This is a genomic window from Pelagibacterium luteolum (genome assembly GCF_900100665.1).
Taxonomy (GTDB): Bacteria; Pseudomonadota; Alphaproteobacteria; order Rhizobiales; family Devosiaceae; genus Pelagibacterium; species Pelagibacterium luteolum.
On record NZ_FNCS01000003.1, the window covers coordinates 424,680 to 446,840 of the forward strand.

Sequence of the window (22,161 nt, forward strand, 5' to 3'; positions counted from 1 at the left end):
AATTTAGTCTGCAACTGCGGATTTTAGCCAATTTAATCGTCAGGAATGGCTTCGTTTGCACCAGCAGAGCTGTTGCCGCTAGGATCGCTACTGCCGGATCAATCGATATCACTTTGGCGTCGGAGATTGCTGACCTAAACCGCCTATACTCCGTGCAAGATGAGGCTTATGCAATCTACCTAAGCAAGATCCTTCACATGGACGACGTTGAAGCAAAACAGGTTCTTGTTCCTAATTTCTACCTCAACGCTATAAAATGCATGGACGAAGTAGACCCGCAGGGGAGCGCCACAATCCATTACTCATTGGCTAACTTCCATCACAATCAACGCAAACTGTTGAGTGCAATTTCACATTACAACTGGGCTCGCTCATTAGAACCCGGATACGTGGAAAAGGACTACTTTCTAAATGAAGTTGGTGGAACGCTCTTTTTTGCCGGGCGATATCGGCTCTCCTCACTCGTATATGAGCGGTGCAATCGGCTGAAGCCATTGGCGAGAACTGCTATTTGTGCCGGAGATGGCCCCCTGTATGCCGGAAAATTCCATCTGGCCGAAAATTTTTACGGCCAGGTACTGGAGATTGGTTCGGAAAATGATTTCGAACTAAACGAGGCTCTTCTGAAAGCTTGGCTGGCGACCAATGCCCCAAAATCAAATGCCGGTCACATGGTTAGGGGACGACGATCAGACCATGCTGATTTGGAAAAGCATCTCGCCAAAGCCGCAGAAACTAATGATGCGTACGAGGGCATTGTATCCGCTTTGCTCATAGCGTTTAAGGACGAAGGCTTCGTCGAGTGTTGGAGCAATGCGATATCAATAGCGCTCAATTTCGGTGAAGTAGAGCTTACTCTGCTCGTAATGAGCGCGGCGACGTGGCGACATGGCTACGAAGCCTACGCTCCAGTGCGAGAAAAGCTTAGTTCGGCAGCGGTCCCCTCAGACATTATTTCCGAAATCGATGAGTTGGTGCACTCACTATACGCGCGTCGCAAGGAATTGGCGTCAAAGGGCGTCACCGTGCGGCTAGCTGGGCAGAGCTATTTTGACACGACAAAACTTGCCCAATCTAATCATCCGGTTTAGCCATCGCTAGAAATCACCGCCAAGCTCCTTCAGCACCGGCGCTGGCCTTTTCAGGCGGATCGTGCGCCCAGCAAGTTAGATCTATCTTCTCAGCAAAACAAAACCCCGCAAACACGGGGCTTGCGGGGTCTGCCTGGTACTGTTGGACTACCCACGCCTCAGCATAGGGGTCAGTACCCTGCCCTTATTCCACGATCGGTGTGCGCTTCATCGACTCCACAATCCGATACATCAACGATTGAAGCAGCACGTCCGATAGCTGCGGGTACATCTCGTCTAGTTCGGCGTAAGTGAAATCGTGTAACTGATCGACGACCTTAAAGGGGTTTTGCTCCTTGAGCTGCTCGATGACAGCCGGATCATTCTGAAGCGTTTCGGCCGCTGACATTCCGGCCATCGCCAGTAGTGAAAGAGAAGCGAGAAAGGTTCGTTTCATGGGCACTCCGTGTAATGTCTACAATAATAGACATTACAGTCATGCCGTCAGTGCGTAAACCAGAAATGTCGACTATAGTGGATAGCTGGGAACGCGCCCTAGTCCGAGTTTGCGGGCATGAGACTGGCGCAAATTTTCGGCAGAAACGTACGGAAAGCCCGATTGGCTAAGGGCTGGTCACAGGAACAGCTTGCCTTTGAAGCTAACCTGCAGCGCAGCTATATCAGCGAGATCGAGACTGGCAAACGCAACCCCACGCTCGATGTGGTGGAGACCATAGCACGGGTGTTGGAGGTTCGAGTAATAGAGCTGCTAGCGGAGTAGAGGAGCATCGACGTGAAGCGCGATCCCAAAATCATAACATCTGACCTTTCGAAGACAGTGTCAAAGGACGGCGTTGTCGTTGAAGTTCATATCTTCCGATTAGAAAAAGAAACTGGCTGGGCACTCGAAGTCGTCAACGAAAATAATACCTCCACCACATGGGACGATCTTTTTCCGTCCGACGAGGCAGCGTTTGCAGAGTTTACGCGGGTTGTTACTGAAGAGGGTATCGAAGCGTTTATGGACGGTTTGAATGTGGTGCCGTTCCAACGGCAGTGACGAGAAAAGTCCGCGCTGCGGACCTCAGCGTGATGGATAGGGCGAGTTTTTAATGGAAAGAGCGGGGTGATTTCCTGCCTGTCCGCTGTGCTGCTCCAATGGTAAGAATTAGACACTAAGGTCGTTTCGACTATCTTGGTCTGCTCCTTCAAGGTCGAGACAACGATATCCTGGAGACAAATTTTGAGCAGCGGTAGAACCACTCGCAAGTACGACCTGAAAGCTTTGCTCACTGAATTGGTGGCGACCGAGCAGGGTATCATTGAGGTGTATCTATTCGGTTCCCGGGCATACCGCACCGGAAGCCATCGGTCGGACTGCGACCTAATTGTCCGCATTCCTTCTCTTCGTCATCTACCTAAAGGAGGGCACAGTCGACGTCGACGGTCCGAAGTGGGGGGCTGAGTTCTCGTATCAAGCCAGCCTGCCGCGCGTTTTGACGATGGTTGTGCCCGTCCCGTGAGGGCATCTAGAACTTCATCGCCAAGGGTCGAATACCTGTTCCGTCCCTTGCGCAGTCCTCCGCCTCGCATCACGCTCTTTGTCAGGATCGGGCAAGCGACGACGCTCTCGATAGCTGCGGCAACATTATTGCCGGGCAGCTTGTGAGCGTTACCTGCAGATCACCGGCGGGTGCGCTGCATCAGCCATCGGTGCGACGGACACACGAATTTCGGTTACCGAGGACCTGGTTGCAAAAAACTGCCATCCGCTTGGGGCTCCTCTTCCGCCGAAATACACGAGCTGAATGAACGGCAAATTTCGGGTGCCTCGCAGCTCAACCTCAATGACGGTTTTTGCGTCGGATCCCGTAATGTCTGTAGCAATACTTTTTCCGAGCTCCAATTTTTCATCTTTGTTCTTGGGCCCTGAGTAGCCGAAACGCTCCCGCACACGGGTCATACTGACCTCTATGGCACTCGCAAATTCAGCTGCCGTGGCATTAGCTAGATGCGCGAGTTCAATAAGTTCCCCATACTTCTGAACTTGCGAGCGCTGAACCGCGCCATTGTCGTCCCTGACATCGTCGAATGCGAGGCGAGCAATTCGCTGATAAACGGAGGTTGTACTCTTTACTGTTGCCCCGACCTCTTTCAGTTTGGCATCCACCAGTGCCGGATTGGCCGCATAGTCCAGGGTGAAAGCGTAAAGGGCTTTACCAAACTCTGCTGTCGACCTTGTGGCCCGAAGGGTTGCAGCGTCCGCTTTGTGGCGAGCGGCCAGGTGCGAGCGCTCATCAGCGACGGCAGCGCGAGCCAATTTTTTCAGGTCGTTAAACCTGTCTTTCGAAATTACCAACGCCCTCTGCATGCTCCCCCTCCACGCTGCGAATCTGAGGCCTAACGTTCCAGCAGGGGCCTCGATTGGCAATCAGAGAACGGAAATATTTCCCGAGAAACATTTCGCAGTTGCCCTTGATGTTCAACTGACCTCGGCTATCAATAAGCTTTTGTACGAGAATATGGGTGGCAATTATGAATGTTTTTCAGACGCGAGAAGAACTACATCGTGAGTTGGCGCTCGCATCCACCCAACAGGCAGTAGATCGATGGCTCAAACATTCAGAACCCAACATCGAGACGCTTGCCCAAAATTGTTTCGAACGAAATACTGCGCGTTCATTTCGGTTTAAAAAACTCGACATCACAGACGTCCAGCCTACTGCTGTATTTAGACGATGGGCTGTCCCCTACCTAACTGGAAATGCTCCAACAATTCTAGGTTTCACTAAGCCATATCAGGTTCGTGAGCTAGTTCACGATGCATCCAGCACGCTCCAGTCAGCCTTTTATCGGGACACCCGCGAACGATATGAGATGGACTATGGACGAGCGGCAAAAGTAGTGAACTTGGCTCTAAAACACCTAATATGCCTGGCCCACGTATCTCCAGCGCGACGCAGCGCACTGTTCGAAATCCTAGATATCCCCCTGGACAAGTACACGCTGGGAATGCTGCGCCCGTTATTGCCTAACGGACTACTTCCTCGAAACCCATCAATGGGAGACGTAAAAACTCGCGCAAACTATATCTCGATCCAAAAAGCCATACGCCAGTTATGCAACCCAGAATTTTCTCCGATGCATTACGAAGTATACGCCTACAATATCGGCAGTGCTCAAGCTGCCAAAGCGAAGGCTGCGAAAAAGGCTGCAGCGGCAGGTACAACAACATCAACGGCCGGAGCAATCTCTTCTAGCGTCAAAATATAAGAGATTCAGCAGTTCCTGACATCCTTGGCTAAGCCATTGTGTCTAATGACATCCAGAAAACGGTCGCTTCCTGGCCAGCCTGAAAACATCATTGTTTGTTGGTTCAACCCACAAAAGGTGATGTCCATGAAGCAGGCAAGGGTGCTGACGGACGCGGAATTGAAACGGGTCCTGGCGCTGTGCGATAGTCACACACAGGGCAAGCGCAATCGACTGGCGGTGCTGCTCTCGCATTACGCGGGCTTGCGGGTAGGAGAGATCGCCAGTTTGAAATGGTCGGATGTGCTGAACTCGGACGGCACAATCAGAGACCAGTTCTACCTCAAAGCCGAAAACACAAAATCCAAAGAGGCACGCGCTGTGCACCTTAACGATCGTTTGCAGCGGGAACTTCGGCAATGGAAATCTTGCCTGAGGCAAGTTACGACAGATGGTCCGATCATTCCCTCGCAAAAGCGATCCAAGCACTACAACAGCGAGCTGGGACATTTCTCCGCTAACAGTCTTTGCCAGCTGTTTGCACGCATATATTCGGCAGCTGGCGTTGACGGGGCTAGCTCACACAGCGGGCGGAGGTGGTTCATTACCCGGTTGGCGCATTCCGGTGTTTCGCCGAAGGTCATAATGACGTTAGCCGGACACAAAAGTCTCGCCACCACGCAACGCTACATCGACATAAATGACGAGATGATGGCTAACGCGGTAGGCAGGCTATAGGCGGCTGAATGACATAGCCGAGCCCTGCACCTCCGCAACTTTTCTGTGCCTACTACGACATCTTGGGTAGAAAAAGACGACTCATCACCCTAGCCTTAGACAACAACGGCGGGCAGGCGAAATGCTGAAAAACTGGAAGCTGCAAAATTTCAAATCGTATCGTAACGAGCAAAACATTGAGCTAGCCCCAATTACTATTTTAGCCGGAGCAAACAGCAGCGGAAAAAGCACAATAATCCAAAGTATTCTTCTTCTAAAGCAGACGCTTCAATACGGCTCGCAAAACCGTCCGCTGACACTAAATGGGCCCTTATTACGACTCGGCAGTTTCAATGACATACGAAGCATAGGCAGCGAGGCTGAACCTCTCAGGATCAGCTTCACATATGAAAATGAAATCGAGGAAGCTGACGGTATCTACCCGTCCGTTTGGCAAAGTAGTTTTAAGCGCCGCAGCTTGGGAAGCGGAGACACAGGCTTACGCACGATAGCGCTGGACGTGACTTTTGGGGACGGCTCAGAAGGAGCACCGACACTGCCAGGGACGACGAGCGGCGCCAGTCTTGCACCAGCAATTGAATCCTCGAAGTTAGTTGTCACCCAGCACACCGACGAAGACATCTTGCAGGATCGATTTGCGGTGCTAACCGGACGCGATACGGCAGACACATCTCTTCCGAATTTGCCATTCTACCTTAAAGTGGACCCCGATAGCGAGTTGGAAATATTCGATGGGCGGCCAAAGGCATCAATCGTAGGTGGATTTCCTTCGCACTTTCTTCCCTCATTTTCGGTCGTAAGCTTCGATGCCGGAGCCCAACGAGCAAAAGAACAAGCGGAAGCAATTTTTTCCTTTCACGCCACCGCCTTGACTATTCGGAGGAGTGCACGCGATGCTCTGGATCAAGAAATAGTTGGTATTGTAAGACGGTGGTTAGAACAGCGAGGAGCTCACTTACCTGATGATGCTTCCACAATAGGGGAAATCCAACAAGCTTTATTGCCCTTCGCGCCACGGAGAAGAGGCCTTCTCGCATTGGGTGATTTATTTTCAGACAAAGAGCAAGATTCTGATCTAGCGGCATTGGAACGAGAGGTCACCGCTACAATGGTAGAGTCGGCCGAGTCAGAGAGAACGTTCGATGTCTCTACGCCTAGACTCGTAAATCTCGCCAGCGATTTTCTCAGGGATTATTTTCAACAAGGAGTGCGATATCTTGGACCCTTGCGGGACAGTCCTCGCCCCGTTTATCAACCGGAAGCGTTAGAAAGTACCACTGACGTTGGATATCGTGGAGAGCACACCGCTGCAGTTTTAGACCTAAACAGCAACTCAACTGTTCAATATTTCTCGCCACCTAGCGGAGGCTTTGAGAATGACTACATCGCTATCACGCGGAAAAAAACCGCCTCACTTCATGATGCCGTAGTGCAGTGGATGGCTTATCTAGGTGTAGGTGAATAGAGAGCGCAAGAGAGACGCTTCCTTGCGCAAACAGCTTAGCGTGGGCTGTTCATGCTTGGCTGGTCGGCTTAGGCGCTTCCCGCCACGCTCATACTCGATGTACCGAACGTCCTTGCCCGGTCCGGTCACCCAATAGGCTTTGCGCCAAACCTGGTAGCGCTGAATTTCACCGCTGGTAATGGCATCGATTGGCCTCTTGCCGAAATAAGCAATGAAATAGCGTTCGATTATCGGTGGATAGTCGCGCTCCACATAAGGCTTGGCCTCCCCTGCCGCCACTTGGGCTTTCAGATCAGCACTATATTCCCGCGCAACCTTTTCGAACGAGGATTTGACCGCAAGCAGGCCCTCCTCTGCACGCAGAACAGCGCGCTGATGCTCTCTCTGTGCCAATTGCAGGGCTTCAGCTTCATCAGCTGTCCCTAGCGGCATTCTGATTTGGCCCTGCCCTTTGATCGAAAAGCGCACCCAGTAATTTGGGCTGTCCTTGCGCTGGAAAACCTTTGGCTCTGTCGCCTCTGTTTTCGCCAATTTCAGCTCCCCCAAAAGCTTATGTTGGTGCAAGCGCGTGCTTGGAGTGTGCTAGCACGGCTTCCCCCGCGCAGCTAAGCCATTGATTTTCAAGAGCTCAAAATCCACGTGCTAACCACGTGCTACTATGCATGGGCACGAACTGGGTGTCACCCGATTTTGCAGTCCGACTGCAAAGCACTGATTTATATGAGATTTTTGGTAGCGGAGGAGGGACTTGAACCCCCGACACGCGGATTATGATTCCGCTGCTCTAACCAGCTGAGCTACTCCGCCCCAGATGAGGCCGCCGCGCTAAGATTGGCGGCTGGCGCCCGCCGGAAGGGGCGGACAGCACGGCGCTTATTAGGGACCGGCGGTCGTGCTGTCAAGCGCAACGCTGGCCCCGATTGCGCTTTCCACGTGATCGCGGATCATCGCCAGATCACGCACGAAGCGATCCCGCTCCAAAGCTGCCTTTTCGCGGTCGGGGAGCCGCAAGAGATAGGACGGATGAATGGTCACGAACACAATGGTCCCATCCTCGATAGGTATCGGCGCCCCGCGCATTTTCGCGATCGTCGCGCCCGGCCCCAAAAGGCTCCTCGCCGCGGTCGCCCCCATCGCAACGATCACCTTGGGCCGAACCAGCGCGATTTCCTGATCGAGCCAGAACCGGCATGCATTGACCTCGCCCGGCTTGGGGGTCTGGTGAATGCGCCGCTTGCCGCGCGGCACGAATTTGAAATGCTTGACCGCATTGGTGATGAACAACTTGGCCCTGTCGATCCCCACCTCTCCAAGGGCCGCATCGAACACCTGCCCCGCCGGCCCGACGAATGGCTGGCCAGCGATATCCTCGCTGTCGCCCGGTTGCTCGCCTACCATCATCACGCTCGCGTCCGACGGCCCGACGCCAAACACGGCTTGCGTCGCGTTCTGATAAAGCGGGCATCTTGTGCAACCCTGAACCGCTTGTGCCGCATCGCCGAGGCTCTCGAACCGATCGACCGGTCCACCCGCCTCCGGCACGACCCGCGCGGCCTGCTTGAGATGCCGTGATGGCGGCTGGCTGGCGCCCGATGCGATCATTTCGGCCTCGCGCGCCTGCGCGGTCTTGATCATCCCGTCGATGAGCCCGGCTTCGGGCAGATTGCGCCAATATTTGCGCGGCATCTCCGAGGTCATCGCCGAAACCTTGAGCCGCGCCGGATTGAAGATCGAGGCGAAATAGGTGCGCCACGCGTCTTCGAGCGCATCGTCGGACGGCACGTCCCTCTTCTGCGCCCCCGGCCCGAAGCTGAGCGTTTTCCTGTCCCAGAACGCCGACCGATAGGGCGTTAAAATCGCCCATTCCATTCCGGCAAACCGCTCGGCAAAAAATGGCGCGGTGCGCTCGAGGGTAAAATGGTCGGGTTCGAACCATGCGGCGAACCGCTCATTGCTATCGTCGATCGCACGAAACCGAACGAACGCCTTCATCTTGTGGCTGTCGCGCTTCACCGCCTTCATGAGCCGCGTCAACATCACGATGTCGGGGTCCGACGCGACACTCAACAGCCCCCTGTCATCACCCAGCCGATAGGCAAGCCGGTAGAGCAGATCGAAACGTCTTGGATCGGCATGACAGAGCGCCCGTTCGGCGGCGGCGATGAAATCCGGCGGCACGCGTACCGGGCGCGTCTCGTCCGGCAGATCGAGCGCATCGCCAAACAGCGCCTCGGGATCGCCCTCCTGCAACCAGATGACCGCCTCGGGCGCAACCCCTGCCGCCAGCAGCGGCCGCACTGTATCGCGCCAGGGCTTGAGTTCGTTAAGCGTCGGAACGAGAACCCGATACATCGATCAAAACAACGACAATTGCGCCGGCTTTGGCGTCAGCCGCGCCTTGAGATGCGCGCTGTCGAGCGCCTTGCCCGGCGTCCAGTCGATCGTCTGGATGAAAGGCCGCACCTTCTCCAAACTCGCGCATAGCCGAGCCATATCGTCGAGCCGCAACCCGTGATGCCGCCGCGTCGATAGGATCCGGTCCACCGCCCGCGTCCCAAGGCCCGGCACGCGCAACAGCATGGCGCGATCGGCGCTGTTGACGTCGACCGGAAACTGCCCGCGCGATTTCAGCGCCCACGCGAGCTTGGGATCGATATCGAGATCGAGCATCCCCGCCTCGCTCGTCCCGGCAATCTCATCGACATCGAACCCATAAAACCGCATCAGCCAGTCGGCCTGATACAAACGGTGCTCACGCATCAGGGGCGGCCGTGAAATCGGCAGTTTGGCGCTTGCATCGGGAATGGGCGAAAACGCCGAATAATAAACGCGCTTCAGCCGATACCCGGCATAAAGCGCCGCACTGCGCCCTAAAATCGTCGTGTCGCTCGAAACATCCGCGCCCACGATCATCTGCGTTGATTGCCCGGCGGGCGCAAAGGCCTTGGGCTTGGCGCGCGCCTTTTTCTCGGGCTGCCCCTCTTCCCAATTAGTTTTCACCCGTGCCATCGCCGTACGGATTTCTCCCGGGCGCTTTTCGGGCGCAAACTGCGACAGGCCCTCATCGGTCGGCATTTCGATATTGGTCGACAGCCGATCGGCATAATGGCCCGCCAGCCGCAACAATTCGGGCGCCGCGTTAGGAATGATCTTGAGATGGATATAGCCGGCAAACCCGTGCTCTTCGCGTAAGCTCTTGGCCACGCGCACCATCTCTTCCATCGTATAGTCGGGCGATCGGATGATCCCCGAGGATAAGAACAGCCCCTCGATGTAATTGCGCTTATAAAAATCGAGGGTAAGCTTCACGACCTCCTCGACCGAAAACCGGGCCCGCGCCACGTTGGAGGACGATCGGTTGACGCAATAAACACAGTCGTAAACGCAAAAATTGGTCAAAAGGATTTTCAGAAGCGAGATGCATCGCCCGTCCGGCGCATAGGAATGACAGATGCCGCTGCCCGGCGCCGTGGAGCCGATCCCACCCGTCGCCTTGGCATTGCGCCGCTCCGATCCGCTCGATGCGCAGGAGGCATCGTATTTTGCGGCATCGGACAAGATTGCAAGTTTACGCGTGAGGGTAAGCTGGGCCATTTGTTCATGCTATGTTCTAAATTTGATGAACGCAAGCCACTATTTTTTCGCGGCCTCGTACCCACGAAGCGTTCGTCAAAACCGAATGATCAATTCACCCCGCCCCTGTTTAGCCCGCGGCCGATCGCGCCTATGTTGAAGGCGAACGAACACTCATCCATTGGGAGGCCCCTCATGGCACTCGAACTCACTGGACTGCACCACCTCACCGCCGTCACCGCCAACGCGCGGGAAAACCTCAGGTTTTATACCCAGGTTCTGGGTCTGCGCCTGGTCAAGCGGACCGTCAACCAGGACGACACCACCGCCTATCACCTGTTTTACGGCGACGGCAAAGCCTCGCCGGGCTCCGACATCACCTTTTTCGATTGGGCCACACCCCGCGAACAGCGCGGCACCCATTCGGTGGTGCGCACCGCTTTCCGCGTCGAAGGCGAAGCGGCTCTTGAGTGGTGGAAAACCCATCTCGAGGCCGAAGGTGTCGCCACCTCGGAGATCGCGGAGCGCGCCGGTCACATGTCGCTCGATTTCGAAGACCCGGAGGGTCAGCGCCTGCGCCTCGTCAACGACACGCGCGCTGGCGGCGCACACCCTTGGGACAAAAGCCCCGTCCCGGCCAAATTCCAGATCAAGGGCCTCGGCCCCATCACGATGAGCGTGCCCGATCTGCGCCGGTCTGAACCCGTCCTCACCACGGTGATGAACATGCGCAAGGTCCGCACCCATCCGGCCACCGGCGAACAGGGCGAAATCCACGTCTTCGCCATGGGCGGCGGCGGCGCGTCGGCCGAGCTGCATGTGGCCGTCGAACCCGACCTGCCCTTCGCGCGCCCCGGCGCCGGCGGGGTCCACCACATTGCCTTCCGCACGCCGGACAAGAAACAGTTCGATCAGTGGGTAGCCCGCGCCGCCCAGGCCGGCCTGCGCTCGTCGGGCGAAGTCGAACGCTATTATTTCACCTCGCTCTATTTCCGCGAGCCGAATGGCATCCTCTTTGAAATCGCCACCGACGGTCCGGGCTTTGACGTCGATGAGCCGCTCGAGACCTTGGGCGAACACCTCGCCCTGCCCCCCTTTCTTGAACCGAAGCGGGCTCAGATTGAGGCAGGATTAAAGCCCATCGATTAAATGCAATTTTATCTAACTCATTGATTATACTAACATATTAGTCGTAGTCAAATTAACATAGGTCATAATCGAGGCAGGCGAGCCCATCGCCTGCCTTTTTTGTCTAACGAGTTGGAATCTTAAACTTTTCATTGCGCCGATCGCCCAAAACCCCGCCCCATCCCGCCCGCCCGAAAACCCCATAAGCGAAACCTACCTGCCCTTCTGTCATTGGCTTCCTGCGGAGGACACAAGCAAAACAGGAGGTATCGCATGTCATTCAAATATGGAATTTCGACTCTCGCCCTGGCGGCTGCGCTCATCGCAACGCCCCCGGCCTTTGCACAGCTCGGGATATCGATCGGCGGCGATGACGGCATCAATGTCGGCGTCGACGTGAACACCCGCGACGGCCTCGATGTCGGCGCGGATGTCGGCGTTGGCGGAGACGACGGCATCAATGCCGGTGCTGATGTCGGCGTCGGCGGCGACTCTGGCGTCAATGTTGGCGCCGATGTCGACGTCGGAGGCGATGACGGTATCGGCGTCGATGCCGATGTTGGTGTGGGCGGCCGTGACAACGACGATGATAGCGGCAGCCGACGCAGCCTCATCGATGCCAATGTCGGCATCGGCACCGGTGGAAGCAATAATGATGGCGGCAGCAGCAGCGGGGGTGGACTTGTCGATCTCGATGTCAATGTCGGCGGCAACGGCCCGCTCGTTAATCTCGACGGCGGCAATGGCGGCGCCTCCCAAAGCTCGGCAAACCTCGTTGAAGCCAATGTCGATATCGGCGGACCGACGATCGGTGGCAGCAATCTTTTGGGCCTTGGCAATGAAGCACGCGGCGGCGCCCTCGTCGAACTCATCGCAACCGCCAATCTTGGCGATCTCAATCTCGATGACCTCGTCGACGACCAGAGGGTGATCATCGTCGATATCGGCGACGATTTCTCCGATGCGACACTCGCGGAAATCGAAGTCGCGCTTGGCAGCGGCAATTCGGCCGGTACCCACGAAACGCGCGCCGCAATCTCGGCCAGCGTCGAGCTGTCTGGTGTCCTCGCGAATAATGGCCTCTCGGCCGACGACGTTCTGGCGATCCAGATCGGGTCACAGGGCGAAACTTACGTTTACATCCTGCCCCAGCTCAATGACGGCGTGGACGTCATCGCCGATGTCGATGCGGTCGGCGTCGACGTGGCGGACCTCGATGCCAGCCTGCTTGACGACGATGCCGTCGGCGACGTCGACCTCGACATCCTCCCCGGCAGCGGCATCAACACGGGCGACGAGCCCCTTGTCGACGTCGATTCCGATATCGGCCTTGGCAATCGAGACCTTGCCCAGGTCGATCTCGAACTCCTCGGCCCGGACTCCCTGGTCTCGGGCAACCTCGTCATCCTTCCGGGCACCGGCGGTGACGGCGGCGACGATGGTGGAGACGATGACGGCACCCCGGGCGGCGGCGATGATGATGACGGCACGCCCGGCAATGGAGACGACGACGACGGAACGCCCGGCAACGGCGACGACGATGATGGCACCCCAGGCAATGGTGATGACGACGATGGCATGTCCGGCAACGGTGATGACGACGATGGCACACCCGGCAATGGTGATGACGATGGCACGCCAGGAAACGGTGATGACGACAACGGCATGCCCGGTGGTGGCTCCAACGACGATGATGACGACATGGGCAATGGCGGCAACAGTGGCGGCACTGGCGGTACCGGTGGTACCGGCACTGGCGGCGGCACTGTCGGGACCACTCCAACGGGCGGTATGACCGACGGAGCGATGGTCACCACAATGCAATGTCCGGCCGAAATCCGTCCGTTCCTTGAGGCCACCGCCGACGCTCAGGCCGTCCGCGGCGCCACCGAGGCCGAGATCGTCATTTTGACAGCCTGCCCCACCGGCGGCCTGTTCGAAACCGCCGACTTCTCGCCCCTCCGCGCACTGCTGACGGCTTTGCCCGTCACCCAGGAGGCAATCGCATCGGCCGACATCACCATTGACGATGTCGGCCGATGCGACGGTCTCGGGCGAAACGGTCACCATTTTCGCCCTCGAATAGTCTCGAGCATTCGAGCGGCCCCCAAGCGGGCCGCTCGTACCAGGCCAATCCTTCCATCGTCAAAATTACGATGGAAGGATTTTCAATGCCCACCCCGCGACGATTGGACCGGCATTTACCCGTAGCGTTCGGGCCTGCACCGTCCTATTGAGAGCCAGTTTCAAATCCAGCGCGCGGACACTCGACATGGCCGACACCGAAAAGCCCAATTGGGGCAATCGCATCATCCTGCTGATTTTCGGCGTCCTCGCCGTCGTGACCATCGCGGGCACCATCTATTCGACGACGCTCGAATGGGAAGCTGGCGACATGGCTGAAACCCCTGTCGAAGCACCCGCCGAAACCGCGCCGCAGTAACAGACGCTAGAACCTTTGGCTGAACCGTGCAGCGACCGCCGCCCCGGCCTGATCGACGCTGTGCCCCAGTTCGGTGCTCACCACCGCCCCAAGCGAGAGGGCACTCGTTTCGGTCGGCGCAAAACTGTAGTTGAGCCCGAAATCCATCTGCCTTCCCTCCGGCGCCAGATCCACCCGATGGTCTGCCGTCGTGATCTCCCCGCCCAGCGTGCGCCCCGCCGGCAATCGCACCACAGCTGCCCCGCTGTCGAGCCGCATGGGTTGCGACACGGCAAAGGTCAGCTGATCGCCCGCAGCCATGAGATCGCGCGAACTCACCCCCATCTGGAAGCTCGAAAACGCCATCGGCTCCAGCGCGGCGAAATATCCCCCCGCCGCAGCGCCCGTCACGCCCCCTTCAATCCCCGCAAACACCGTCGCGCCCCCGAGCTCGATCTGTCCCGACAGCGCCAGCGCATTGACCACGGCCCCGCCATCGACGGCAAACCCGCCGCGCCCCGAAAGCCCGAGCACGCCGCCGGACTCATAGGCGCTCATCACGGACGCCTTGACCTGTGCAGCGCCCGCATCGAGGCTCAGGGCCGCCCCGACCCCGCCTACGGCACCATTTTCGATCGAGACATGCGTGCCGACAAACCCGAAATGCTCGAACCCGATCGCCCCGGCCTCATAACGCCCGATCATCGCCGCCGTCGTATCCGATAGCGACGCCACGGCCCCCACATTGGCAGCCGCGCTGCCCAGCCCGCGCGCATCGGTAATCGCCTCGCCGCCGCCAAGCCCCGTGGCCGCCACCCGATACTGCGCCGCGCCAAATTCGGTCATCGCCGAAACGCTGTCCATCCCGTTCGCCATCAAGGCTCCGGTCAAGCCGTCCTCGCCGATCTCGGGAAGCGCCGCCGCCGCCCTGAGATCAGGCCGCGCCGCCACCGCAAAATTGCCCGCCGACGTCATGAACGGCGTATCGAGCGCATCGAATACGGCGACATCGACCCCGGCCAGCGCCGCCCGCACGCCATCGCCATAGGCGGCCCCCGTCACAAGTCCCGATGTCTCTGCATTGGACCGATCCGCACTGGCCAGATCGCGGCCATTGACCAGCGACACGCCATTGATCGGGCTCAGCGCCGCCGCGACATCGAGCACGCCCATGCCCCATTCGTCCGAATAGGCCTTTTCGACAGCGCCGCCGATCATCACCGTCCCATCGGGCGAAAAATCTGAAAAGTCCGAATAGGCCGTCGCCAACAGCCGCCGCGTCCATTCTTCGGGCGTCAGCGAGGGAAACGCCTGCGCCAGAATGGCGATGGCGCCTGAAACCTGTGGCGCGGCAAACGATGTTCCCGTCCCCATGCCATAACTCGTATCGCTCGCAATCCCCGCCGATTGCGTCGTGCCGTCGGCAAAAAGGCACGAACGCGCCATCGCCCCGCACGCCACCGACAGCCGGTGCGCATCGACAATCTCGTTTTGCGCATTGACGGTAAACAGCCCGTTCCCCACCGCGATCCACGCATTGTTGAGTTCGGGGACCAGCAGAGGCAGTGCGCTCGAGGCATCGTTTTCCCCCAGGCTTTCGTCATTGGACATCGCCCAAACGACGACGCCGCTGTCCTGGAAATCATCGAGCGCATCGAAATAGCGCCGCCACCCGTTCGCCGATCCGCCCGCCAGCGTCGAGAACGCGTCCGAAACCGTGCTGCCCGCATTAGCCGCCAGATGGGCCTCGACATCCGACAGCAGCAGCTCCGACCCGCCGCCCCGGCGCAAAATGCCCCATGAATTGTTCTGCGCCACCGCCCCCAGCGACGTCGCCTCCGCCGTCGCCGCCGCCAGCTTGGTGATGTCGACGCCCGTGCGGTTATCGTCGCGCAGATAACTGGTGAGATGCAGATCGGCGTCCGGCGCCACCCCCATCATCGCTCCGCTATCGGCCGAACCGCTGATCAGCGCCGCGACATGAGTGCCATGACTGCTCGTCCCGGCCACCGCTACGTTGCCGAACGTCTTGATATCGGTCCCGGCAAATTCGCCATGGGTGAGCCGAAACCCGTCATCGACCACCGCCACGCGCTGCCCCAGCCCGGTCCAGCCGCCCGACAGCGCCAGCTCAAGCCGGATCAAGGCATATGGATGCGATTGATTGTCCCCGCCCCCGACGAGATCGGCATTGACGCCCTGAAACCGTCGTGAACTCAAAATCCGCTGCGCGCGCTCGAAATCGAACGTATGCGCCACCGATCCGCTCACCCAGTCGGTCGAACCCGATCCCTGCGGCCCGCTCGGCACGGCCACATCGCCCGTCGTCTCGGGCTGATCGCTGTCGCCGGAGCCCCCGCTCCCTCCGCACCCGGCCAGAGCCAGACACGCAACGAGCGCGGCCCACCGGCCGCCAGCCCACCAACCAACCATGTTTGACATGCTCCCGACACAAGGCGAATCGCGGCCCCCGCCTGTCTCCGGAATACCAAACCGCCCGCCCCCGCGTAAGTTTGAAAACGGCCGCCCCGCACGGCTCCCGCCCCAGTGTCACGCAACAGACACAGCCCACCCCGGCCAGACCCATCCCGCCAGACGCAGCTCCCACCGCGTGCCACACCCCACACCGTCATCCCGGGCGAAGACCCGGGACCCAGTATGCGCCCCCCTCCCGGCTCAATCCCGAGCCCTAAATATCCCGAAATTCAGCCCAAGCCGCACTGCACGGCTAGCCCCACAGCCCCGCCTCACCCAGCGTCTCACGTCAAAATACCCGTGCCGCAGAGGCGAGCCCCCCGCCCTACGCCACCAACGCCGCCGGCACCGCCTCGGCAATAAATCCGCCGCCCAGCACCTGCGCATCCGCCCCGTCATCCGAGTACAAAACGCACGCCTGCCCCGGTGCGATGCCCGTTTCGCCCGAAATCAGCGTCACATACACCTCGCCGTCGCGCATCTGGATCACGGCCTCTTGCGGCGCGCGCGTCGAGCGCACCTTGGCCTCGAGCGCCAGCCCGTTCCCGGCCACCATCTCGGCCAGAGGCCGCGGCCCCAGCCAGTTGATGTCGCGCAAGCGCACCGTATGCGCCGTCAGCGCCGATTTCGGCCCCACGACCACCTGCTGCGTGCGCGCATCGAGCCGCAACACGTAAAGCGGCTCGCCCGAAGCGATCCCCAGCCCCCGCCGCTGCCCGACGGTATAATGGATGATCCCCTTGTGCTGCCCCAGCACATGCCCCTGGGCATCGACGATATCGCCGGGCTTTTCCGCCTCCGGCATCAGCTTGCGGATCACGTCCGAATAGCTGCCCTTGGGCACGAAACAGATGTCCTGGCTGTCCGACTTGTCGGCAATCGCCAGCCCCATCTCGCGCGCCATCTCGCGGGTTTCGTCCTTGGTCATGTTGCCCAGCGGAAACCGCAAAAAGTCGAGCTGCCCCGATGTGGTGGCAAACAGGAAATAGGTCTGGTCCTTGTCCCCGTCGAGCGGACGCAAAAGCTGGCGCTGCCCGTCCACCATGCGCGAGCGCACATAATGCCCCGTCGCCAGACAATCGGCCCCGAGGTCCCGCGCCACTTCCATAAGGTCGACGAACTTGACCGACTGATTGCACGAAACGCACGGAATGGGCGTCTCGCCCAAAGCATAGCTTTCCGCAAACGGCTCGATCACCGCCTTGCGAAACCGCTCTTCATAATCGAGCACATAATGGGGAATACCGAGCGTTGCCGAAACCCGGCGCGCATCGTGGATATCCTGCCCCGCACAACACGATCCCTTGCGGAACGTCGCTTCGCCATGATCGTAAAGCTGGAGGGTAACGCCAATCACCTCATAGCCCTCACGGGCCAGAAGTCCGGCAACGACGGACGAATCCACGCCCCCCGACATCGCAACGACAACACGCGTCTCACCGGGCGCCCGGTCGAAACCTAAAGAATTCACCATTTTCTCTTCATCCGGATGGGTTCAAGGGCCAACGGACAATCACCAGACAGCAGCGCCCGGTGGTGTGGGGCGGGTTTTATGCTGAAAGGGGCCGGCGTGCAACTGGGTCGGATCCAGCGGCGGGTTTTGACGCCATGGCCGCGTCATAGTGGGCGCCACGCCGCTTCCATAAGCTTGGTCTCTTCCTATTTGGATGCTGGCGTGTAGATAGCCACCGTCCGATAAATTTCGACAAAGTTGACCTCTCCGACAACCACAGTGTCCTCATAGGCATCTACTCACCCCACGCGTCGCGGAGCAGCGATTCGATTATATCAAGTGGGGTATACCCGCGACCCTGCGTAACACTTGCGATCCAATCGGTGTCACGCGTGTGCCCGTACCTGCCGTCTATGGTCTGAGCGATCATGGCACTAGCCTCGAACGAAGAATCGAACTCGCGCCTGGTGACGTCGTCATCATCATCGTGATTGATCGAACCTTCATACACCTCCAACCGATCGCACAACTTGATTGCATCAACGAACTGAGATGCGGTCATCCATTGCTCCTGCCACCAGATGATCGGCAGCGTCGCCACATCGCCGCCGCATCTCATAACGACGGCCGCCGCTTCGGCCTTTTCTGCATCAGGTATTTCAGCGGCGGCAAGCACAATCGCTTGCTCGGATGACCAGGAAGCGAGCACCGGCGCCGGTACGATCGGTCTCGCGGAATTACGCGATGCTGTCGTTTCGACGCCGATCAGGATGCCTGCGATCATGCCGACTTTACTTGCGGCAAGCCCATCGACGGTAACTAGACCGGACCGTCCCCATTGACTGCCCGCGTCGATGCGCGCGCGACCATATAGTTTTCCATCTTCGTCACGTAGCTCGACAAGTTCATCCCACGCTTTTGTTGACGCCGCAGGCTGGTCATCCTCGTCGTCCCCACCCACAATTCGGTTCAACAAAGTGGACGATTGGACCTCCAGCCAATCGCTTGCCGCAGTATGGCCTGGAGGTTCCTCGTCTTGGGCAACTGAAATGGCCACGTCGCAAGCGGGCGCGATTGCGGCGATAACACGGCTCAGCCTCGCCACCTGTTTCTCGGAAAACGGTGTCTCGCGGTGGAGCAACCCGTCTGGCTCGAACGGATTGGTCTTGAGCTTGACCTCGATCCGAGTTCCCCCATCCAGCGGCGCTTCCTTGGGGTCGGCGTGGCGCAGGTTGGGCCGTGACCCCAGGCCGTGCCGAAACTCCAGCACCCGTGCGGACTGCGTGTCGCGATCGTAGCGGCGGCTGATAACCCTAACCACATCGCCTAGCATAAAGACTGAGAAAAAACCGATTCCATATTTGCCACGGGATTTCATTCCCGCGGCTGCAAGACCGGGGAACTCCTGGATCGCGAGCGATGATTTCCAGAAGGAGTTTCCGAAGTCGATGAGGGGACCGGTTAGCACGGTTTGCGACATCCCGACGCCATTGTCCTCAAAATAGAGCCAGAACCCGTCGTCGCGCTTCTCCAGTACAACTCGGAGCTCGCCCCATTTGGCCGGACGTCCTTGCAACCGTCGCCGCGCCGTGATGGCATCGAGGCCATTTTGGATTAGCTCGCGGATCGGCGCAGCAGTACTGTCGCCGTAGAGCTTACTTCCTCCGAGTGTGGCAACGATCTTAGGAACGTCGCTAACCCGGACGGTGCTGTCGACCGGCACCCAACCGTCTGTTTCTACTGTACGGGCCAGGTCGCTCGGCGAATGCGCTCCTTCGACCCGCCGGACAAGAAGCGGCATTTTCTGGCGATCGCGGAGCACTCGGTCGACGTCACGCAACTCGCGATCGACCATTTGCAGCGCGTCGAATGCCGCCCACCACGCATCTGCAGCGTCGACCTCAAATGGCGGCTGCGCTGTGTAGACGAGCGCATCGGCCTGAACAAATGGCTTAGCCATTCGTTCCTGAAACTTCCAATGGTTCGCAGAAATCCCTGTGGGCTGAAGAAGCGCGAAGTCGAATGCCGGAGCGCGCCGCTGATCCAAGTGCATCGCATCACCCACACGGAGCAGGCAGGCGACCTTCAGTAGGTCGACAGTGCAGTTGGTGACATCAGGCAGGGCACCGAGCGTGCCGGACAGCTCTTCCTCAACTTTAGCGATGCTCCACCAGTGACTGTACGCAATCTTTCCGATCTTCTGGCCGTAAAAGTTGCGGACCTGTTGATCCTCGATGATAAACATCGGCTGCTTTTGCGGACCCAGCCATGAGATAGTCGGCAGATTCTCGGCCTGCTTGGCGTGTAGCAGGCGGAGTGCGTCCTCAGTGGCGCGGTCTTCGGCTTTCTCGGCCGCTAGCGTGTCGCCCTCAGCAACGGACGCCATGTATCGAGCATGCAAATCGCGCCATTCGGTTTGCTCGCGTAGCTCGGCTATTCCGCCAGGGAAAGCAGCAAGCGTCATCGCCGCATCGTGCAGAAGGATCGCGCCGCCGAACACGAAAGCCTCGGCCGGGTTAAGGTCGAAGTTTTCGATGGCGGCGATAGACGCCATTTCCCACAGGGCATCGAGATGCGTCACGTCATGAACGGTCATGTGGGGCAGGTCGCCGGCTATTTTTGCGACTAGCGCGCTAGCGCGCGTACGCATCGCCTCATAGCAGCTGGCAAGACGTACCTGCTCGTCTGGTGTGGCGTCAGTGCGTACGGCTTCGAACGCCGCTTTCCATAATGCTGTCTGTTTATATGACATGGCATTGACTTGAATAGCAGCTTATCCAACGCCGCAACAAAATTGTGTCTGCACAACTGAAGATAGCAGCGCGTACTGAACCGCAACAAGCTCGGCGGTGGTTGAAGACCCTGCCTTGTAGCATGATGTGTGAAGCATTCGGGTTTGGGTCTGCCGCACCGCACGACCGCAATGAGGGCGCGTTGCAGTCGAAGTGCGGACGTGCAGTCTTCACCGTCTGCCGAGAAGCGGCAAGTATGCACCCCCCGGCAAAATCTTCCCCCTCCCCGACACATCCTGCCGCCCGCCCCCGCCGCGCACTCATCCAGCGCCCCATCAACCCCTTGATTTCCTTAACCTCTCCACCGCGCCCCGACTTGGCAAGCCGCTTGCATCACTGATCGCGACGAACTCTATTCTTGCGAGACCACCATCGTGACCACAGCGATCGGCATGCCCGGCAACATCATCGCCTCCACATCCCAGCAAGGCGCAAATCGCGCCTCCAGCGGGGCCGTGGAGGGGTTTGTCGATCTGCTCAACGCCACGCTGGGCACAACGAGCGCCGCGCGCCATATCATCGGCGGCGCACAGGCCGCGCCGACCCTTACGCCCCCCACCGAAGGCGAAGCCGAACTCGCAACGCTTCTGGGTGAACTTTTGGGCCGTCTCGAAGCCCTCGGCACCCGTCTCGAAGACGACGCGCCGCTCGACGCATCGGCGCTCAAGGACCTCGAAGACCTGCTCGCCGGCATCAGCGATCTCCTGGGCGAAGATATCCCCCTGCCCGGCCCCAATGCTCCGATCTTCGCCCGCGTCGCCGATCTCGCCGCCCAATTGGGCCTTGGCGCCTCTGGCGACGACGGCGCCACCGGCCCGCTCGACAGGCTCTCGCAAATTCTCGCAAAACTGGCCGACGGCGTGCGCAAGGATGCGCCCGATCTCGCAGCCGGTCTTACCGCCATGACCAAGACGCTCGACGCCCAATCGGCAGCGCTGCTCAAGGCCCAGTCCGAAGCCGCGTCCGCCGCGATCAATCCGCGCCAGATCGAAAGCGAAACCAAGCTCAACCCGCTCACCGCCATCGCGGCAGCCGATCCCGCCGCCGACGCCGCCGATCCCGTCACGGCCCGCACCCAGGCCGAACAGCGCAACACGACCGACACGGCCGAAGGCAGCGAACGCACCCTCGTCAAATCCGACGCGGCCACCCAGCCCGCCGGCAACGCCGCCAACCAAAATGGCGCCGGATCGCAAAATCAGAACGGCACGGGCGCGGGCGCATCCACAGCCCCCACCCCCGCCGAACTCGACGCCCCCGATGGTCTCATCACCCCGGCGGGACAAACAGCGACCCAGTCCGTCGGCGCCACCACCCCCGGCGCACGCCCCGAGGCCGCCGCCTATCAGCGCCCCGACGCCCAGATCAATCTCCCCCACATCGCCGCGGAAATTTCCCGCCATGTGCAGAACGGCATCAACCGTTTCGAAATCCGTCTCAATCCATCCGAATTGGGTCGCATCGACGTGCGAATGGAGATGGACACCTCCGGCAACGTCATCGCCCGCCTCGCGGTCGAGCGCAGCGAAACCCTCGACCTGCTCCAGCGCGATCAGCGCGCACTGATGGCGGCGCTCGAAGATGCGGGCATCGATCCCGGCAAGACAAATCTCGAATTTTCGCTCAATCAGGAGGGTGGAAACGCCTGGGATGATGGCGAAAAACCCGGCTGGTCGCACGATACTGTCGCCAACCTCAATATAGACGCGTCGATCACCGCCACAAACGCCGATCCCAACCCATATATGCGGGGTTACGCGCGGCTCGATGCAGTCAATCTCTGGGTTTAAGGA

The 22,161-nt window shown here is 59.1% G+C and carries 18 protein-coding genes and 1 tRNA gene; 10 read left to right on the plus strand and 9 right to left on the minus strand.

The features are described 5' to 3' along the window. The first annotated feature begins 197 nt into the window (after window positions 1-197). Window positions 198-1,091, plus strand: a complete 894-nt coding sequence (locus BLR31_RS08515) for a hypothetical protein (protein ID WP_143009347.1) — start codon at window positions 198-200, stop codon at window positions 1,089-1,091. A 184-nt stretch (window positions 1,092-1,275) separates the two neighbouring features. On the opposite strand, the gene BLR31_RS08520 is transcribed toward BLR31_RS08515, so the two are convergent. Then, entirely contained in the window at window positions 1,276-1,527 is a 252-nt protein-coding gene (locus tag BLR31_RS08520; protein WP_090594690.1) for a hypothetical protein, read from the minus strand. A gap of 117 nt (window positions 1,528-1,644) precedes the next feature. Here BLR31_RS08520 and BLR31_RS08525 point away from each other — a divergent pair, with 117 nt between their 5' ends. Together BLR31_RS08525 and BLR31_RS08530 are read left to right on the plus strand one after the other, a co-directional pair. Further along, window positions 1,645-1,851 (plus strand): helix-turn-helix domain-containing protein, encoded by a 207-nt coding sequence (locus tag BLR31_RS08525; RefSeq protein ID WP_090594692.1) that lies wholly within the window; start codon window positions 1,645-1,647, stop codon window positions 1,849-1,851. A 12-nt stretch (window positions 1,852-1,863) separates the two neighbouring features. Beyond that, window positions 1,864-2,130, plus strand: coding sequence for a hypothetical protein (locus tag BLR31_RS08530; protein ID WP_090594695.1), 267 nt, complete (start codon window positions 1,864-1,866; stop codon window positions 2,128-2,130). A 612-nt stretch (window positions 2,131-2,742) separates the two neighbouring features. On the opposite strand, the gene BLR31_RS08535 is transcribed toward BLR31_RS08530, so the two are convergent. Further along, entirely contained in the window at window positions 2,743-3,441 is a 699-nt protein-coding gene (locus BLR31_RS08535; RefSeq protein WP_090594698.1) for a hypothetical protein, read from the minus strand. A 155-nt stretch (window positions 3,442-3,596) separates the two neighbouring features. Here BLR31_RS08535 and BLR31_RS21365 point away from each other — a divergent pair, with 155 nt between their 5' ends. From BLR31_RS21365 to BLR31_RS08545, 3 genes are all read left to right on the plus strand, one after another. Then, complete coding sequence (locus BLR31_RS21365) at window positions 3,597-4,343, plus strand: hypothetical protein (RefSeq protein ID WP_143009348.1); 747 nt, start codon at window positions 3,597-3,599, stop codon at window positions 4,341-4,343. Between the two features lie 126 nt (window positions 4,344-4,469). Then, window positions 4,470-5,060, plus strand: a complete 591-nt coding sequence (locus BLR31_RS08540; RefSeq protein ID WP_090594919.1) for a tyrosine-type recombinase/integrase — start codon at window positions 4,470-4,472, stop codon at window positions 5,058-5,060. Window positions 5,061-5,181: 121 nt separating this feature from the next. Further along, window positions 5,182-6,525, plus strand: a complete 1,344-nt coding sequence (locus tag BLR31_RS08545) for an AAA family ATPase (protein ID WP_090594701.1) — start codon at window positions 5,182-5,184, stop codon at window positions 6,523-6,525. Here BLR31_RS08545 and BLR31_RS08550 read toward each other — a convergent pair. From BLR31_RS08550 to BLR31_RS08565, 4 genes are all read right to left on the minus strand, one after another. Then, the gene (locus BLR31_RS08550) at window positions 6,508-7,056 is read right to left on the minus strand and encodes a hypothetical protein (protein WP_090594704.1); all 549 of its coding nucleotides are present in this window, start codon (window positions 7,054-7,056) and stop codon (window positions 6,508-6,510) included. The two genes, BLR31_RS08545 and BLR31_RS08550, sit on opposite strands and share 18 nt — an antisense overlap. Window positions 7,057-7,255: 199 nt before the next feature. Next, window positions 7,256-7,332: transfer RNA gene (locus BLR31_RS08555), tRNA-Met, on the minus strand. 69 nt (window positions 7,333-7,401) lie between these two features. Next, entirely contained in the window at window positions 7,402-8,877 is a 1,476-nt protein-coding gene (locus BLR31_RS08560; protein ID WP_090594708.1) for a UdgX family uracil-DNA binding protein, read from the minus strand. Window positions 8,878-8,880: 3 nt separating this feature from the next. Then, on the minus strand, window positions 8,881-10,119 hold the full coding sequence (locus BLR31_RS08565) for a putative DNA modification/repair radical SAM protein (protein WP_090594710.1): 1,239 nt from the start codon (window positions 10,117-10,119) through the stop codon (window positions 8,881-8,883). 174 nt (window positions 10,120-10,293) lie between these two features. On the opposite strand from BLR31_RS08565, the gene BLR31_RS08570 reads away from it, so the two are divergent. The 3 genes from BLR31_RS08570 (at window position 10,294) to BLR31_RS21665 (ending at window position 13,669) form a co-directional block, all read left to right on the plus strand. After that, window positions 10,294-11,247 (plus strand): ring-cleaving dioxygenase, encoded by a 954-nt coding sequence (locus tag BLR31_RS08570; protein ID WP_090594713.1) that lies wholly within the window; start codon window positions 10,294-10,296, stop codon window positions 11,245-11,247. 252 nt (window positions 11,248-11,499) lie between these two features. Beyond that, window positions 11,500-13,437, plus strand: coding sequence for an autotransporter outer membrane beta-barrel domain-containing protein (locus tag BLR31_RS08575; RefSeq protein ID WP_090594715.1), 1,938 nt, complete (start codon window positions 11,500-11,502; stop codon window positions 13,435-13,437). A gap of 61 nt (window positions 13,438-13,498) precedes the next feature. Continuing rightward, window positions 13,499-13,669, plus strand: a complete 171-nt coding sequence (locus BLR31_RS21665) for a hypothetical protein (protein ID WP_176762572.1) — start codon at window positions 13,499-13,501, stop codon at window positions 13,667-13,669. A 6-nt stretch (window positions 13,670-13,675) separates the two neighbouring features. Here the strand turns inward: BLR31_RS21665 and BLR31_RS08580 are convergent, their stop codons facing one another. The 3 genes from BLR31_RS08580 to BLR31_RS08590 form a co-directional block, all read right to left on the minus strand. Then, a complete protein-coding gene (locus tag BLR31_RS08580) occupies window positions 13,676-16,081 on the minus strand; it encodes a S8 family peptidase (RefSeq protein ID WP_176762573.1) in 2,406 nt (801 codons plus the stop codon). 367 nt (window positions 16,082-16,448) lie between these two features. Then, window positions 16,449-17,594, minus strand: coding sequence for a tRNA 2-thiouridine(34) synthase MnmA (mnmA, locus tag BLR31_RS08585; RefSeq protein ID WP_425287223.1), 1,146 nt, complete (start codon window positions 17,592-17,594; stop codon window positions 16,449-16,451). Between the two features lie 277 nt (window positions 17,595-17,871). Then, window positions 17,872-20,172 carry an HD domain-containing protein gene (locus BLR31_RS08590; protein WP_244504986.1) on the minus strand — a complete coding sequence of 767 codons (2,301 nt, stop codon included), beginning with the start codon at window positions 20,170-20,172 and terminating at the stop codon, window positions 17,872-17,874. A gap of 570 nt (window positions 20,173-20,742) precedes the next feature. On the opposite strand from BLR31_RS08590, the gene BLR31_RS21370 reads away from it, so the two are divergent. After that, a complete protein-coding gene (locus BLR31_RS21370) occupies window positions 20,743-22,158 on the plus strand; it encodes a flagellar hook-length control protein FliK (protein ID WP_244504987.1) in 1,416 nt (471 codons plus the stop codon). Window positions 22,159-22,161: the final 3 nt, after the last annotated feature.

Bases quoted from the DNA above. Each gene is read 5' to 3' on its own strand.
- BLR31_RS08515 (WP_143009347.1), top strand. From the start codon at position 198: ATGGACGACGTTGAAGCAAAACAGGTTCTTGTTCCTAATTTCTACCTC.
- BLR31_RS08520 (WP_090594690.1), bottom strand. From the start codon at position 1,527: ATGAAACGAACCTTTCTCGCTTCTCTTTCACTACTGGCGATGGCCGGA.
- BLR31_RS08525 (WP_090594692.1), top strand. From the start codon at position 1,645: ATGAGACTGGCGCAAATTTTCGGCAGAAACGTACGGAAAGCCCGATTG.
- BLR31_RS08535 (WP_090594698.1), bottom strand. From the start codon at position 3,441: ATGCAGAGGGCGTTGGTAATTTCGAAAGACAGGTTTAACGACCTGAAA.
- BLR31_RS08540 (WP_090594919.1), top strand. From the start codon at position 4,470: ATGAAGCAGGCAAGGGTGCTGACGGACGCGGAATTGAAACGGGTCCTG.
- BLR31_RS08545 (WP_090594701.1), top strand. From the start codon at position 5,182: ATGCTGAAAAACTGGAAGCTGCAAAATTTCAAATCGTATCGTAACGAG.
- BLR31_RS08560 (WP_090594708.1), bottom strand. From the start codon at position 8,877: ATGTATCGGGTTCTCGTTCCGACGCTTAACGAACTCAAGCCCTGGCGC.
- BLR31_RS08565 (WP_090594710.1), bottom strand. From the start codon at position 10,119: ATGGCCCAGCTTACCCTCACGCGTAAACTTGCAATCTTGTCCGATGCC.
- BLR31_RS08570 (WP_090594713.1), top strand. From the start codon at position 10,294: ATGGCACTCGAACTCACTGGACTGCACCACCTCACCGCCGTCACCGCC.
- BLR31_RS08575 (WP_090594715.1), top strand. From the start codon at position 11,500: ATGTCATTCAAATATGGAATTTCGACTCTCGCCCTGGCGGCTGCGCTC.
- BLR31_RS21665 (WP_176762572.1), top strand. From the start codon at position 13,499: ATGGCCGACACCGAAAAGCCCAATTGGGGCAATCGCATCATCCTGCTG.
- BLR31_RS08580 (WP_176762573.1), bottom strand. From the start codon at position 16,081: ATGGTTGGTTGGTGGGCTGGCGGCCGGTGGGCCGCGCTCGTTGCGTGT.
- BLR31_RS08590 (WP_244504986.1), bottom strand. From the start codon at position 20,172: ATGACCGTTCATGACGTGACGCATCTCGATGCCCTGTGGGAAATGGCG.